The following is a 15,245-nucleotide window of genomic DNA, read 5'->3' on the forward strand; positions in this document are numbered from 1 at the left end:
GATCCGGAGCGAGCCGTCCCGCCAGGAATCCGCAGCGCCTGCGGGGTGTTGCCCAGGGCGAGAGCCGGAGTCCGGGGCCGGGTGCGTTCGCGAAGCCCCACGGCCGGTCCGCCACCGGTTCGCTCACAGCGAACAGTCCCGGGGAACACCTGGAGACGCAGAAGCATTGAGTCGGTATAGCTCAACTTGACTGCCGAAGGGGAGATCATGGCTGCTGAGTCCCAGGCCAACACACCGCTGACTCTTCCGGTGCTGCCGCTCGATGACGAAGTGGTGCTGCCCGGGATGGTCGTGCCACTGGACCTCAACGAAACCGATGTGCGGGCCGCCGTCGAAGCCGCGCAGGCCGCGGCCGGACCCGGTGGCGGCAAGCCGCAGGTGCTGCTCGTCCCACGGGTGGACGGCACGTACGCGGCGGTCGGCGTCCTCGCCACCGTGGAACAGGTCGGACGGCTGTCCGACGGCGACCCCGGAGCGCTGGTGCGCGGCCGCAACCGGGTGCGGATCGGGGCCGGTACCACCGGGCCCGGCGCCGCGCTCTGGGTCGAGGGGAGCCCCGTCGAGGAGACGGCGCCCTCGCCGCTGCCCGGCTCGGTGGCCGAGCTGATGACGGCGTACAAGGCGCTGGCCGCCTCCTGGCTGCAGAAGCGCGGCGCCTGGCAGGTGGTCGACCGCATCCAGCAGATCGACACCCCGGGAGCCCTCGCGGACAACTCCGGGTACTCCCCCTTCCTGACCACCGCGCAGAAGGTGGAGTTGCTGGAGACCGGCGACCCCGTGGCCCGGCTGAAGCTCGCCACCGAGCACCTCAGCGAGCACCTCGCCGAGCAGGACGTCGCCGAGACCATCGCCAAGGACGTCCAGGAGGGCGTCGACAAGCAGCAGCGCGAGTTCCTGCTCCGCCGCCAGCTCGACGCGGTCCGCAAGGAGCTGCGCGAGCTGAACGGCGAGGACGGCGAGGACGAGAGCGACGACTACCGCGCCCGCGTCGAGGCCGCCGACCTCCCCGAGAAGGTCCGCGAGGCCGCCCTCAAGGAGGTCGACAAGCTGGAGCGGGCCTCCGACCAGAGCCCCGAGGGCTCCTGGATACGGACCTGGCTCGACACCGTCCTGGAACTCCCCTGGACCGAGCGGACCGAGGACGCCTACGACATCCCCGGCGCGCGGGCCGTGCTCGACGCCGAGCACGCGGGCCTGGAGGACGTGAAGGAGCGCATCACCGAGTACCTCGCGGTGCGCAAGCGCCGCGCCGACCGGGGCCTCGGCGTCGTCGGCGGACGGCGCGGCGGTGCCGTGCTGGCCCTCGTCGGCCCGCCCGGCGTCGGCAAGACCTCCCTCGGTGAGAGCGTCGCCCACGCGATGGGCCGCGAGTTCGTCCGCGTCGCCCTCGGCGGCGTCCGCGACGAGGCGGAGATCCGGGGCCACCGGCGGACCTACGTCGGCGCGCTGCCCGGCCGCATCGTCCGGGCGGTCAAGGAGGCCGGATCGATGAACCCGGTGGTCCTGCTCGACGAGATCGACAAGGTCGGCTCCGACTTCCGGGGCGACCCGGCGGCGGCGCTGCTGGAGGTCCTCGACCCGGCGCAGAACCACACCTTCCGCGACCACTACCTGGAGGTCGAACTCGACCTCAGCGACGTCGTCTTCCTTGCCACCGCCAACGTCCTGGAAGCCATCCCCGAGGCCCTGCTCGACCGGATGGAACTGGTCCGCCTCGACGGCTACACCGAGGACGAGAAGGTCGTCATCGCCCGCGACCACCTGCTCCCGCGCCAGCTGGAGCGGGCCGGTCTGGAGCCCGGCGAGGTCGAACTGGCCGACTCCGCGCTGCGCAGGCTCGCCGGGGAGTACACCCGCGAGGCCGGTGTGCGGAACCTGGAGCGTTCCGTGGCGAGGCTGCTGCGCAAGGTCGCGGCCCAGCACGAACTGGGCGAGCGGGAGCTTCCGTTCACCGTGACCGACGCCGACCTGCGCGGTCTGATCGGTCGGCCGCACCACGTGCCCGAGTCCGCCCAGGACCCGTCCGAGCGCCGCACCTCGGTGCCGGGCGTGGCCACCGGACTGGCGGTCACCGGCGCGGGCGGCGACGTGCTCTACGTCGAGGCGTCGCTGGCCGACCCGGAGACCGGGGCGTCCGGCCTGACCCTGACCGGTCAGCTCGGTGACGTCATGAAGGAGTCGGCGCAGATCGCGCTGAGCTTCCTCCGGTCGCACGGCGCCGAACTGGAGCTGCCCGTCGCCGACCTCAAGGACCGGGGCACGCACATCCACTTCCCGGCCGGGGCGGTCCCGAAGGACGGGCCGAGCGCGGGTGTCACCATGACCACCGCCCTCGCCTCGCTCCTCTCCGGGCGGCTGGTCCGCACCGATGTGGCGATGACCGGCGAGGTCTCGCTGACCGGGCGGGTGCTGCCGATCGGCGGCGTCAAGCAGAAGCTGCTGGCGGCGCACCGGGCGGGGATCACCACGGTGGTCATCCCCAAGCGGAACGAGGCCGACCTGGACGACGTCCCCGCCGAGATCCTGCAAGGGCTCGACGTCCACCCGGTGAGCGACGTCCGCCAGGTGCTGGAGATCGCCCTGGCCCCGGCCGGCGTGGCGGTCCCGGCCGCCGCCTGAGCCGCCGCCCCGCGCCACCGTCCCGAGCCCGGGCCGGGTCCCTACCGGGGGACCGGCCCGGGCTCCGCCGTACCGCAGGACGCCCCGCCCGGCGCCGGACGGCTCAGGGGCGGTAGATCGTCCCCGGCTCCGGCTTCGCCGGGGCCATGAGCTGCGGGACGGTGACGAAGGTGTACCCGTCCTCCTTCAGCGCGTGGATGATGCCGGGCACCGCCGGGACCGTCCCCTTGTAGATGTCGTGCAGCAGGATGATGCCGTCCCGGCCCGCCTGGTCCAGGGTGCGCTCGGTGATCAGCGCGGAGTCGTTCGTCGAGTAGTCCTTCGCCGTGGTGGACCAGAGCACCTGGGAGAGCCCCAGCTCCTTGCTGATCTCGGAGACCGTGTCGTCGGTGCGGCCCTGCGGCGGGCGCATCAGGGTCGGCTCGGAGCCGGTGAGCTTCGCGAGCTCCTTCTGCGTACGGGTGAGTTCCTCGCGTATCTCGTCCGGCTCGATCTCGGTCAGGCGGGGGTGGTTCCAGGTGTGGTTGGCGACCTCGTGCCCCTCCCTCGCGATCCTGCGGACCGTCTCCGGGTACTTCTCGATGTGCTTCTTTCCCAGCAGGAAGAAGGTGGCGGGCACCTCCTCGCGCTGGAGCAGGTCGAGGAGTTCGGGGGTGTCCTTGCCGGGACCGCCGTCGAAGGTCAGCGCGATGCACTTGGCGACCGCGCAGTCCACTTCGCCCTCGGCGGGCTTCACCCGCGCCCCCGGTTTCCCGTCACCGCCCGCCTCGTGGGCCTCGGTGCGCTCGTCGGCCGGCGCGACCGTGCCGGGCGTGCAGGCGCTGAGTGCGGTGAGGGCGGCCAGCGCCAGAGCGGCGGCGGCGGTACGACGGCCGCGGGTGCGGCGCGGGGGGCGGGGGCTGGGCTCGGGGCGCGTCAGAGTGTTCACGTCGTGTATAGATGAGGTGCATAGTCGAACGGTTGCCTTGCCCCGGAAAATTCTTCCGCACCCCGCGCCGGACCTGGCGAAGGCCCGGTGACCGAGTCACCGGGCCTTCGTGGCGGACGCGGGTGTCCGGTCGTGCGGGCTCAGCCCTTGGCGAGCGCCTGGAGCCGGTCGTACGCGCCGTTGAAGTGGTTGTGGTCACCGACGATCGGGCCCGTGGAGGTGTACTGCCACATCGTGTAGAAGCCCCAGCCGGCCGGGAGTTCACCCACCGAGGAGGCGTACCGGGCGACCCAGAGCGGGTTGGTGGCGCCGAAGCCCGCGTAGTTGCCGGTGCAGGAGCTCCACCAGCTGGTCGCGGTGTAGATGACCGCGTCGCGGCCGGTGCGGGCCTTGTAGGTGTTGAGGAAGTCGCGAACCCATTCGACCATCGCGGACTGGCTCAGGCCGTAGCACTGGTCGCCGTACGGGTTCCACTCGATGTCCAGGACGCCGGGCAGCGTCTTGCCGTCGGCCGACCAGCCGCCGCCGTTGTCCACGAAGTAGTTGGCCTGGGCGGCGCCGCTCGCGCTGTCGGGCGTGGCGAAGTGGTAGGCGCCGCGGATCATGCCCACGTTGTAACTGCCGTTGTACTGCTGCGCGAAGGACGGGTTCTTGTAGTACGTGCCCTCGGTGGCCTTCACGTACGACCACTTGACGCCGCTGTTCCACAGCGCGTTCCAGTCGACGTTCCCCTGGTGGCTGGAGACGTCCACGCCCTCCGTCTGCTCGGCGAGCGGCGCCACGCCCCGCGCCGAGCCCCGGCCGTCGTGCTCGACGACGCCCATGCCCATGTGGGCCTCGCCCCGCTCCGGTCGGTCCGCGGCGTGGGCGGCCGACGGCAGGGTGACCAACAGGGAGAGGGCGGCGAGGAGCGCCCCTGCCGCGGTGCGACGGGAAGGGCGGGCTCCGGACCTGGGTACGCGCATGGGGGGCCTCCGAGGCGGTGGGCGAGCGTGACCTGACGTGTGCATGCCGCACGAAAACTACGCGCGTCGACCGGGAGCGGGGAAGAGGGTTCCGGCCCCGCCGGTGGTCTACTCCTGCGGCGGACTGCGCCAAGCTGGGAGGACCGGCCCCGGCGCGGGGAATCTTTCAGGGACGGAAATCGGTACATGGGTGTTGACGGCGAGGCGGACGCGGAGTTCCTGGCCCTGGAGCGCGAACTCTCGCTGCTCTTCCGGCGGGCCAGGGCCGGGCAGGGCGAACTGGCCAGGGCGGTCCACCCCGAACTCGAACCGGCCGCGTACGGACTCCTCGTCCGGCTCATCGAGGGCGGGCCCCAGCGGGCCACCGACCTCGCGGCCTACATGGGTGTCGGCAAGGCCACCATCAGCAGGCAGCTCTCAGGGCTGGAAGGGCTGGGCCTCATCGACCGGGCGGTGGACCCCGCGGACCGGAGGGCGTCCCTCTTGCGGGTGACGTCGCTCGGGTCCGAGCGGGTGGCCGCGGTGGCCGCGGCGCGGCGGAGCGTCTACGTGCGGCGGCTTGCCGGCTGGGGGCGGCGGGATGTGGGGGAGCTGGCCCGGCTCCTGCGCCGCCTCAACGGGGTCCTGACCGACCCGGACTAGCCTTCCCGGGCGGGAGATCGGCCCGGCCGGCGCTTGAGGCCAAGGAGCCCGCCCGGCGTTTGAGGGCAAGGGGGATCAGAGGGCCACGTACGCCGCCGTGGCGTCGTCGTGGCGTTTGCCGCGGGGGGACGGGACGGCGCGTTCCAGGTCGCGGACGGCCTGGACGAGGTGGGCCGTGCCCTGGGAGCGGACGAGGTCCAGGGCCCCGGCCCAGGTCCCGCCGAAGCGGTCCACCCAGCGGGTGGCGCCGTCGGTCATCGCGGTCAGGGAGCGCAGATCCGCACGCGGCGTACGGCCGGTGACGGCGAGCCGGGCGACGGCGGGATCGGCGGCGGCGGTGTGGAAGCCCCCCTCGGCGTTCCGCAGTGCCTCGACGGCGTCGACGTAGGCCCGTACGGCGGCCTCGCGCCGGGGCGGCGGGGTGTGGTCGGGCAGTGCCCGCACGGCCGCCCGCAGTTCGGGCACCGGGGCGGGCAGTTCGTCGAGCCGCGCGTCCTGGACCGGGACGAGCGTGCCGTCGGCGCGTTCCAGCAGGAGCGTGGAGTCGGAGAGGACGAGGTGTTCGACGGCCTCCTCGTCCCAACGCGCCAGCACCACCGTCGCCTGAGGCGTCCGGGGGTGAGAAAGGTCACAGGTTTGGCGGTGTGCTTCGGCGGTACGCGCGACACCCTCCGCCAGGATCTTCCCGAGCGTCATATCCCTCCGGGAAGCGGACAGTTCATGCAGGGCCCCGCCGAGCCGCGCGGTGAACCAGTGCACCGAGTGCACGCAGCCGTCGGCCCCCTCCGGAGGCGTGACCCCGTCCAGCAGGACGAGGCAACCCCCGTGCCCGTGTGCGGGAAGCGCGACCGAGCAGTAGTCCTCGTTCGGGTGATCCGGGGCCCCGGGTTCCGTTGTCAGGTCGATGTGCACCGGCTCAGTCTGCATGATGGGCTCTGGCCGCGGCGGCAGGTGAGGGACGCTCGGCCACGCCGCCGGGTTTTGCCTGGAATGATCAACTCCGGCCCTGCGGGGGCGGGGCATCCTGCCAAAGCGGACGGGTAACGTCCAACCGGCGCTCCGCGTACGTCGTCAGCGGGGGCGGGAAGACTTGCCCGTCAACTCCCGGTCGATGTTCACTCCTTCGGGTGGCCCGGCAGACGATGTGCGACCACTGCTCACACGCACTGGGAGGGTCGAGAGCCGTTCCGGAAGGGAGCTCGTGCTGACAGGACGTCACCCGGGCCCTTGGGTAGACGAGTCAAGAATGCGAGCACCGGTGCAGAAGAAGAGGCCGCGGGGCGAGGACAGCCGGACGGGCAACCAGTCGGACGCCCCCGCCCCGACCCCCGAGACCGCCGCCCGTCCCGCGCGCAAGGCCCGCGTGCGCAACCGCCTGATCATCGCCGTCGCCGTCGTCGCGGCCGCCGTCGCGGGCGCGGGCGTCCCCTCGGTCGTCACCGCCTCCGGGCAGGCCACGGACGCCCAGGAACTGGTGGAGTTCTCCGAACTGACCCAGCAGGCGGTGACGCTCTCCCACTCGCTGGCCGACGAACGCGACGAGGTCACCGCCTACATCGCGGCCGGGCGACCCGAGGGCAGCGGCCTCTCCGAGAAGCGCAGCGCCCGGGTCGACCTGCAGATCGAGGAGATCCGCGCGGGCGCCCCGCGCACCCTGCGGGAGATCCTGGACGCCATCGGCTCGGTCCGCCGCCAGGCGCTGACCGGCAAGGGCGATGCCCTCGACGCGCACAACGCGTACGCGACCGCGATCGACGAACTCCACGGCACCGCCCAGGAACTGGTCGCCAGGCTCCCCACCCGCAGCGGCCCCGGCCGGCTCGCCCTCACCGACCTCGACCGTGCCGTCGAGCAGGCCACCGCCGCCCGCGGTCTGCTGCTGGCCGCCCTCGCGGTGCCGGGCGGCGCCCCGCAGACGGGCACCGACCCCGTCACCGGCCTGCCCGTGCAGACCCAGGCCCCCGCCGCCGAGGAGACCCGTACCCGCAACGCGCTCAGCGCCGCCGCCCAGCAGGCGCAGGTCGCCGAGCGGGCCGCGCTGGCGGCGTTCGAGCGGGGCGCCTCCCCGGAGAACAAGGCGTCGTACCGGAACACGGTCAGCGGGCCCGAGGTGACCACCGCCGAGAAGTACCTGGCGCGGCTCACGAGCGCGCCGACCCTCTCGGACGAGGACGCCGCGCTCAAGCCGGACAAGGTCGACGCCGCCCTCACCGCGCGGATCGAGCAGATGCGCGGAGTGGAGAACGCCTTGGCGGCGGCCCGCACCGGGCAGCTCGCCGAGCAGCGCGACGAGGACGTGCTGGCGCTGGAGATCCAGATCGGGCTGGTCGGGCTCTGCCTGCTGCTGGCGGCCGGCATGAGCATGGGCATGGCCCGCTCGCTGACCCGGCCGCTGGCCGTGCTGCGGCTGGGCACCGCCCGTCTCGCCGCCGACCCGGCGGGCGAGGAGCCGGTCAAGTTCACCGGCCGCAACGACGAGTTCGCCGAGGTCGTCCGCTCGGTCAACGCCCTGCACGCCCACCTCACGAGCCTGCACGAGCGGCTCTCCGGCCTGGAGACCGACCGTAAGCACCTGGTCGGCGAGCGCGTCTCGATGGCCGAGGAGCGCGACGCCCTCCGCAAGGAACTGGCCGCCTCCACCGTCCACCTGGAGCGGGCCCGCCAGTCCATCCACGGCACCTTCGTCAACCTGGCGCTGCGCTCGCTCGGCCTGGTCGAGCGCCAGCTGACCGTGATCGAGAACCTGGAGGAGAGCGAGCAGGACCCGGACCGCCTCGCCACCCTCTTCAAGCTCGACCACTTCGCCACGGTGATGCGCCGCCACAGCGAGAACCTGCTGGTCCTCGCGGGCGCCGAGCACGGACACAGCCACGCGGGCCCGGTCCCGCTGGTCGACGTCGCCCGCGCCGCCGTCAGCGAGACCGAGCGGTACGAGCGCGTCCGCATCTCCACGCTGCCCCCGCACTCGCACCTCGCGGGCTTCGCCGCGGACGACCTCAGCCACCTGCTCGCCGAACTGATGGAGAACGCCACCTCGTTCTCCCCGCCGGACGCGCAGGTCGAGGTCTCCGGCTGGCTGCTGGAGAACGGCGAGGTGATGCTCTCCGTGCAGGACGAGGGCATCGGCATGGCCGAGGAGCGCCTGGCGGAGCTCAACAAGCGCCTCGCCCGCGTCGGCACGGACGGCCTCTACGAGCCGGACGGCGACGGCGGCCTCGGGCTCGGCCTGTACGTGGTGGCCCGCATCGCGGCCCGGCACGGCATCCGGGTCCAGCTCCGCACCCAGCAGCAGGGCGGCGTCACCAGCGTCGTGGTGCTGCCCAAGTCGATCCTGGCCGCCGCCCCCTCGGGCACCCTGCCCCCCTCCGCCGACAGCGCCGGCGGCTCGGCCGCGGTCCAGCTGCCGGGCGCGGACGCCGAGGCCAACTCGAACGTCCTGCCGGCCCCGCGCCGCGACTCCCAGGACGACGACTCGCTGGCCCGAGGCTCCACCGACCGGGTCATCGCCGCCGCCGAGAAGGCCGTACGGGAACGCGGTGAGCCGGCGGACAAGGCCCGCGCCCAGGCTGCCGCCGAACCCGCCGCCCAGGCTGCCGCCGAGTCCGCCGCCCCGGTCGCCGCCGAGTCCGCCGACGAGCTGGCGACCCCGGTCGCCGAGGAGCCCGCCGCCGAGGAGACGGCCGTCGAGGAGACGGCCGCCGCCGACGCCGCGGCCGGTACGCGGGCCCCGGCCGGGGAGACGGCACCGAAGGCGTCCCCCGAGACGACGATGGAGCTGCACCTCCCCTCCCCGCGCCGCGAGCAGCCGGCCCCCGCCGAGGAGCAGGAGGCCGCCGGGAAGGCCGCCGCCGAGGAGGAGCGCGCGGCCGACGGGCCCGCCGCCCCGGGCCCGTACGCGATAGGGCCCGACGCGCACGAGCGCACCCGGGACGAGGCCGCCGCTCCGTCCGACTCCGTACCGGCCCCCAGGCCGGCCCTCGACCAGCAGCCCGCCGAACCCGCCGAGCGGGTCACGGACAAGGGACTGCCCAAGCGCACCCCGAAACTGACCGCCCCGACCGCCGCGCCGAAGAAGCGCGTCGGCGGTGTCGACGCCGAGAAGCTGCGGCACCGGCTCGGCGGATTCCACTCGGGGGCCCAGGCCGGCCGCCGCGATGTCGAAGCCGAGATCGCGGACCAGCCGGACCTGGCAGGACCAACCGGTGAAGCTCAGGGGGACTCAGCCGAGGAGGCTCGCAGTTGACTGCGTCCAGTCCGACATCCGCTACTTCCCGTCAGAACGGTCTCAGCTCAGAAGCACGGAACCTGCACTGGCTGCTGACCAACCTCGTGGAGGAGGTGCCGGGGCTCAATTCGGTCGCGGTGGTCTCCTCCGACGGGCTGATGCTGCTCTCCTCCGACCCGGGGAGGAACGAGCCCGAGAAGAGAGAGGCTCCGCAGGGCCCGAAAGGCTCCAGCGCCGACCTCGCCACCATCGTCTCCGGCGTCGGGAGCCTCACCATCGGGGCTTCCAAGCTCATGGAAGCAGGCAACGTCAAGCAGACGATGGTCGCCATGGAGGAGGGCAGCCTCTTCGTCATGTCCATCAGTGACGGCTCGCTGCTCGGTGTCCACGCCACCCCCGACTGCGACATGAGCGTCGTCGCCTACCACATGGCGCTGTTCGTGGGCCGGGCCGGACACGTGCTCACCCCCGAACTCCGCAGTGAACTACGCCAGTCGTTGGAGAACGCCAAGTGAGCACCGCCAAGTTGCCCCGCCGGGGCGGGGACCGCAAACCCGCCCGCGTCCGCCCGTACTCGCTGACCGGCGGCCGGACCCGGTTCGGGCACGTCCTGCTCGTGGAGACCTTCGTCGCCGCCCTGGAGGCACCCGAGGAGCGCAAGGAACTGCCCAACGGCACGTTCGGCGTGGCCCGGGTCATGCCCGAGATGCAGGCGATCGTGGAACTCTGCCGGCGCATGCGCACCGTCGCCGAGATCGCGGCGATGCTGAAGATGCCGCTCGGCGTGGTGAGGGTGCTTCTCAGCGACCTCGCCGACCAGGGAAAGATCCGCGTGTACGGCAACGGGCACGGCCCGGGCCAGCCCGATCGCGCACTGCTCGAAAGGGTGCTGAATGGACTCCGCCGTCTCTGACCTCCTCCCCGTTGCCGACGAGTCGGAGGAGCCCCTCCAGCCCTGGCAGCGGGACAAGACCCGGGCCCCCATAGCCACCAAGATCGTGGTGGCGGGCGGCTTCGGCGTCGGCAAGACGACGCTCGTCACCACGGTCTCGGAGATCACTCCTCTGCAGACCGAGGCGCTGATGACGCAGGCCAGCGAGGAGACCGACGACCTCACCGAGACGCCGGACAAGACGACGACCACCGTCGCCATGGACTTCGGCCGCATCACCCTCGACGACGACCTGGTCCTGTACCTGTTCGGCACGCCGGGGCAGCAGCGGTTCTGGTTCATGTGGGACGACCTGGTGCGCGGCGCCATCGGCGCCGTCGTCCTCGCCGACACCCGGCGGCTCTCCGACTGCTTCCCCGCCCTCGACTACTTCGAGAGCTGCGGGTTGCCCTACGTCGTCGCCGTCAACCACTTCGACGGGAGTACCAAGTTCGAGCCCGAGGACGTGCGGGAGGCATTGACAGTGCCGCCGCACATCCCTGTGATCGTCATGGACGCCCGGATGCGGGTCTCGGCCATCGAGACGCTGCTCACGCTGGTCGGCCACGCGCTCGACGTCACCCCCGAATAGCAGCAGGCGAGCCGCGGCGGACCGATCGCCGCGCGCGCAACGCAAGGAGAACCAGCCATGCGGAGAATACTGATCGTCGGAGCCGGCCAGTCCGGCCTCCAGCTCGCCCTCGGACTCCAGGCAGGCGGCTATGAGGTCACCCTCATGTCGAACCGCACCGCGGACGAGATCCGGACCGGGCGGGTCATGTCGACCCAGTGCATGTTCCACACCGCCCTCCAGCACGAGCGGGACATACAGGCGAACTTCTGGGAGTCGCAGGCCCCGAAGATCAAGGGACTCGGCCTCTCCGTGGCCGCCCCCGACTCCTCACGCGCCGTCGACTGGGTCGGCATGCTCGACGGCCACGCCCAGTCCGTCGACCAGCGGGTGAAGATGGCCGGCTGGATGGAGACCTTCGCCGAGCGCGGCGGCCAGGTCGTCATCCACGGCGCCGCCGTCTCCGACCTCGACTACTTCGCCCGCACCTACGACCTGGTCATGGTCTCCGCGGGCAAGGGCGAGCTGGTCTCCATGTTCGAACGGGACGCCTCGCGCTCCCCGTTCACCACCCCGCAGCGCGCCCTCTCGGTCGCCTACGTGCACGGCATGGGACCGCGTCCCGAGCACCCCGAGTTCGACGCGGTCCGCTGCAACCTGGTCCCCGGCGTCGGCGAACTCTTCGTCATGCCGACGTACACCACCTCCGGGCGGGCCGACATCCTGTTCTGGGAGGGCATACCGGGCGGCCCCGTCGACGCCTTCAAGGGCATCAAGGACCCCTCCGAGCACCTGGCGCTCACCCTGGAGCTGATGGAGAAGTTCACGCCCTGGGAGTACGCGCGCTCCACCCAGGTCGAGCTGACCGACGCGGGCGGCACCCTCGCCGGCCGGTACGCGCCGACCGTCCGCAAGCCGATCGGCCGGCTGCCCTCCGGCGGCCTGGTCCTCGGCGTCGCGGACGTGGTCGTCGCCAACGACCCGGTCACCGGGCAGGGGTCCAACTCGGCCTCCAAGTGCGCGGCCTCCTACCTCTCCTCGATCCTCGGACACGGCGACCGCCCGTTCGACGCGGAGTGGATGCAGGCCGCCTTCGACAGCTACTGGAACACCGCCCAGCCCGTCGTGAAGTGGACCAACTCCATGCTCGGCGCCGTGCCGGAGCACGTGCTGAAGCTGCTCCACTCCGGCATGCGGTACCAGGAAGTCGCCAACCGGGTCGCCAACGGCTTCAACAACCCGGCCGACTTCGAGCACTTCTTCTACGAGCCCGAGAAGACGGAGGCGTACCTGGCCCAGGTGGCCCAGGCGGAAGCGGCCTGACCGGCCGGCCTGTGAGGAGCCGCCCCCCGGACCGCCTCCGGGGGGCGGCTCCCGGCGTACCCCGGGGACGCCCCGGGGTACGCAGCCCCGCCTCCAGGACGACCGCGACGGCCACCCCGGGGCACCGCCCTCGCGCGTCGGCCGGGGCGCCTCACCCCTCGGGGGCCGCCTCCCGCGCGTACCCGGTGTCCGCCCCCTCGCGCGCGCCCTCCGGCAGCGCCGGCGGCTCGTACTCCGCGACCGGGGGGCCGTCGGGGTCGGGGCGGACCGCGCCGAGGACCGGGTTGGCGGCGACGGGGGAGACCTTGACGTCGGCACCTGGGCGGGGGGCGTGGACGACCAGGCCGTCGCCGAGGTAGAGGGCGACGTGGGTGGCCTTCGGGAAGTAGACGACCAGGTCGCCGGGGCGCAGTCCGCGCAGCGGCACCCGCTTCAGCCGGGCCCACTGCTCCTGACTGGTGCGCGGCAGCCCGGTACCCGCCGCCCCCCAGGCCCGCCGGGTCAGCCCGGAGCAGTCGTACGCCTCGGGCCCCTCGGCGCCCCACTCGTACGGCTTGCCGATCTGGTCCACCGCGAACCGCACCGCCCGCTGACCGCGCCGGGTCGGCACCGCCGAGGCCGAGCTGAGGGCGCCCGCCGCCACCAGGTCGCGCCGGGCCTCCTGGCCCCGGTCCGCCTCCAGGCCGTCCACCTCGGCGAGCTGCCGGGGCGAGAGTGAGGAGATCAGCGACTCCACCTCGTCCAGCTTGTCCCGCGCCGCCCGGTGCTCGGCGCGCTGCCGGGCCGCCAGCACCTGCTCCTCGTCGAGAGCCGCCCGCGCCCGGCGGGCCAGCCCGGAGGCGCGCCGCTCGGCCGAGGCCAGCCGCTCCACCGTCGCCACCCGGTCGCGGGCGGCCCGGCGCAGCACGTGTTCCTGGTCGAGGGCGCCCTGCGCGTCGGCGGCCAGCAGCAGCCGCAGCGTGGGGGAGACCTCGACCACGCCCTGGTACTGCCGCCGCGCCAGTTGCCCCGCCGCGTCCCGTCCCGCCGCCAGCGCGACCCTGGCCTTGGCCAGCCCGGTGCCGAGGCGCTTGTTGTGCGCCCGCCGCTCGGCGAGGGTGCGGGCGGTCGCCTGGTACGTCTCGGTGGCCTCGCCCAGCTCCCGGTGGAGCCGCTGAAGCTCCGTCAGCAGCCGGGCGGGACCGCCGACCTGCCGGGCGGGTCCGCCGCCCGCCGGATCGGGCGCCGCCGGAGCCCCCGGCGCCGACCCCAGCGCCATCGCCGCCAGTGCCGCGGTCGCGGCCGCCCTCCATCTGCCCGACACCCGCGCACCTCCCGGAGCGGGGCGGGCCCTCCGCCCCGCACCTGTGAGCCTGCGGGTCCACCGGCGGCCCCGCGCCCGGCGATGGGCCACCCCGGGGGGTGCTGTCACCCGTTCCGCCGCACGGGCGTGGGTCAGTCGCGGGCCTCCCGCTTCGACCAGGGCCAGCGCACCCGGCGCCCACCGGGCGGGGTGTCGGGCGCGTACACGTACAGCCAGCCGCGCACGATGCCGGTGCGGCGGCCTCGGGCGGCCGGTTCGCGGAGGTAGACGAGGGTGTCGCCCTCGGGTACGGGGACCTCGTAGCGGGCCGGGACCTGGCCGGTCAGCCCGGTCACCACGGGCAGTACGCGGCCGTCCAGCGGCCCTCCGACGAAGGCGGTGTCCTCGGTTCTCACCCGCCCAGTGTCGCCCACGCGCCCGGCGCCGCCGCTCGCGGGAGGTTCTCACCGGCGGGGTCCTCCCCCGGGGGCCCCGGGGCACGCGAGTCGCGGGATCACCCCGCCGGTGTTCCCCTGGAGTGGACCTTTCGCCGAAGCGCACTGGGAGCCGTCGATGCACACCAGCGAACTGACCCCGGCCGTGCTGAAGGAGTTGCGCAGGCCCCGGCCCTACCCGGCGGTCTCGCTGCTCATGCCGACGCACCGAACCCGACCCGAGCGCGACCAGGACTTCATCCGGCTGCGCAACCTCCTCTCCGAGGCCCGCAAGCGCCTGCGGGAGGACCCCCGGGTGGAGCGCGACGCCCGGCTGGAGCTGGAGGGGAAGCTGAGCGAGGAGTCCTTCCGCGAGTTCGAGGACATCGTCTACGCCGGTGACGGGCTGCTCCTGCTCGTCGCCCCCGGTGAGGAGCTGCAGACCTGGCAGCTGTCCACCCCGGTGGAGGTGCCCACCCGGATCGTCTTCTCCGACACCTACCTGACCCGCTCGCTGGTCAACGCCCGCCTGCACGCCCACCCGTACTACGTCCTCGTCCTGGACCAGGAGACGAGCCGGCTGTGGGTCGGCGAGGGGGAGCGGCTGACCGAGGTGGAGGACCACGGGTTCCCTGCCCCGCCCCGGATCCCCGACCCGGAGGACGCCGTCCCGGGCCCGCTCTACGGCCGCAGCCCCAGCGCCATTCGCGAGGAGCGCGTCCGCCAGTACATGACCGACGTGGACGAGCGGCTCACCCGGGCGCTGGACGCCCAGCCGCTGCCGCTCTTCGTGGTCGGCGGGGTCGAGGTGCTCTCCCGCTTCGACCAGGTCACCCGGCACGCCGCCAGGTTCGCCGGGCGCGTCGAGCTGGCCGGACAGGACACGGACAGCCGGACCAAGCTGGCCGAACGGCTCGTCCCCGCCCGCGAGGAGTGGGCCAGGGAGCGGGTCCGGCAGGACATGGCCGCGCTCGACGACGCCCGCAGCGCCAAGCGGTTCGCCGGGGGCCTGCCCGAGGTGTGGACGATGGCGGCCGAGCGCCGGGTCGGGCTGCTGCTGGTCGAGGAGAGCTTCGTGGCCGTGGGGCAGGTGGACGAGGAGGGGCGGCTCCACCTGGAGGAGGTGCCCGAGGGGACCGAGCCGCCGCTCGATGTCGAGGTGGGGGTGTCGGCCGGGACCGACATCGTCGACACGCTCGTCGAGACGGCCCTCGACGGGGACGCCCAGGTGCGGTTCGTTCCGGACGGAACCCTCACCGGGGATGGCCGCGTGGCGGCCGTCGTCCGGTTCTGACCCGCCCCGGCCGGGCCGTGAGGGGCCGGGG

At 73.3% G+C, this 15,245-nt stretch carries 13 protein-coding genes; 8 read left to right on the plus strand and 5 right to left on the minus strand.

Annotated features, from left to right (window positions below; genetic code table 11):
• Positions 1 to 207: 207 nt before the first annotated feature.
• Positions 208 to 2,619, plus strand: a complete 2,412-nt coding sequence (lon, locus tag ACSLIC_RS19000) for an endopeptidase La (protein WP_436738905.1) — start codon at positions 208 to 210, stop codon at positions 2,617 to 2,619.
• Between the two features lie 103 nt (positions 2,620 to 2,722).
• Here lon and ACSLIC_RS19005 read toward each other — a convergent pair whose 3' ends face one another.
• The gene (locus tag ACSLIC_RS19005) at positions 2,723 to 3,547 is read right to left on the minus strand and encodes a polysaccharide deacetylase family protein (protein WP_436738906.1); all 825 of its coding nucleotides are present in this window, start codon (positions 3,545 to 3,547) and stop codon (positions 2,723 to 2,725) included.
• Between the two features lie 140 nt (positions 3,548 to 3,687).
• A complete protein-coding gene (locus ACSLIC_RS19010; protein ID WP_436738907.1) occupies positions 3,688 to 4,512 on the minus strand; it encodes a lysozyme in 825 nt (274 codons plus the stop codon).
• A 186-nt stretch (positions 4,513 to 4,698) separates the two neighbouring features.
• Between ACSLIC_RS19010 and ACSLIC_RS19015 the strand changes: the two genes are divergently transcribed.
• Positions 4,699 to 5,154 (plus strand): MarR family winged helix-turn-helix transcriptional regulator, encoded by a 456-nt coding sequence (locus ACSLIC_RS19015; RefSeq protein WP_436738908.1) that lies wholly within the window; start codon positions 4,699 to 4,701, stop codon positions 5,152 to 5,154.
• A gap of 75 nt (positions 5,155 to 5,229) precedes the next feature.
• Here ACSLIC_RS19015 and ACSLIC_RS19020 read toward each other — a convergent pair whose 3' ends face one another.
• A complete protein-coding gene (locus tag ACSLIC_RS19020; RefSeq protein ID WP_436738909.1) occupies positions 5,230 to 6,081 on the minus strand; it encodes a hypothetical protein in 852 nt (283 codons plus the stop codon).
• Between the two features lie 331 nt (positions 6,082 to 6,412).
• Between ACSLIC_RS19020 and ACSLIC_RS19025 the strand changes: the two genes are divergently transcribed.
• The 5 genes from ACSLIC_RS19025 to ACSLIC_RS19045 are packed head-to-tail and all read left to right on the plus strand — an operon-like array spanning position 6,413 to position 12,204.
• The gene (locus ACSLIC_RS19025) at positions 6,413 to 9,397 is read left to right on the plus strand and encodes a sensor histidine kinase (RefSeq protein ID WP_436738910.1); all 2,985 of its coding nucleotides are present in this window, start codon (positions 6,413 to 6,415) and stop codon (positions 9,395 to 9,397) included.
• Positions 9,394 to 9,894 carry a roadblock/LC7 domain-containing protein gene (locus ACSLIC_RS19030; RefSeq protein ID WP_436738911.1) on the plus strand — a complete coding sequence of 167 codons (501 nt, stop codon included), beginning with the start codon at positions 9,394 to 9,396 and terminating at the stop codon, positions 9,892 to 9,894. Before ACSLIC_RS19025 ends, ACSLIC_RS19030 begins: the two co-directional genes overlap by 4 nt.
• Positions 9,891 to 10,292, plus strand: coding sequence for a DUF742 domain-containing protein (locus tag ACSLIC_RS19035; RefSeq protein WP_436738912.1), 402 nt, complete (start codon positions 9,891 to 9,893; stop codon positions 10,290 to 10,292). The genes ACSLIC_RS19030 and ACSLIC_RS19035 overlap by 4 nt, the downstream gene beginning before the upstream one ends.
• Positions 10,273 to 10,902, plus strand: coding sequence for a GTP-binding protein (locus ACSLIC_RS19040; protein ID WP_436738913.1), 630 nt, complete (start codon positions 10,273 to 10,275; stop codon positions 10,900 to 10,902). The genes ACSLIC_RS19035 and ACSLIC_RS19040 overlap by 20 nt, the downstream gene beginning before the upstream one ends.
• Positions 10,903 to 10,959: 57 nt before the next feature.
• Positions 10,960 to 12,204, plus strand: a complete 1,245-nt coding sequence (locus ACSLIC_RS19045) for a styrene monooxygenase/indole monooxygenase family protein (protein WP_436738914.1) — start codon at positions 10,960 to 10,962, stop codon at positions 12,202 to 12,204.
• Between the two features lie 151 nt (positions 12,205 to 12,355).
• On the opposite strand, the gene ACSLIC_RS19050 is transcribed toward ACSLIC_RS19045, so the two are convergent.
• Entirely contained in the window at positions 12,356 to 13,462 is a 1,107-nt protein-coding gene (locus ACSLIC_RS19050; protein ID WP_436740416.1) for an NlpC/P60 family protein, read from the minus strand.
• 176 nt (positions 13,463 to 13,638) lie between these two features.
• Entirely contained in the window at positions 13,639 to 13,902 is a 264-nt protein-coding gene (locus ACSLIC_RS19055) for a hypothetical protein (RefSeq protein WP_436738915.1), read from the minus strand.
• Between the two features lie 157 nt (positions 13,903 to 14,059).
• On the opposite strand from ACSLIC_RS19055, the gene ACSLIC_RS19060 reads away from it, so the two are divergent.
• On the plus strand, positions 14,060 to 15,214 hold the full coding sequence (locus ACSLIC_RS19060) for a hypothetical protein (protein ID WP_436738916.1): 1,155 nt from the start codon (positions 14,060 to 14,062) through the stop codon (positions 15,212 to 15,214).
• Positions 15,215 to 15,245: the final 31 nt, after the last annotated feature.

It is taken from the genome of Streptomyces sp. BBFR102 (genome assembly GCF_051397025.1).
Lineage (GTDB): Bacteria > Actinomycetota > Actinomycetes > Streptomycetales > Streptomycetaceae > Streptomyces.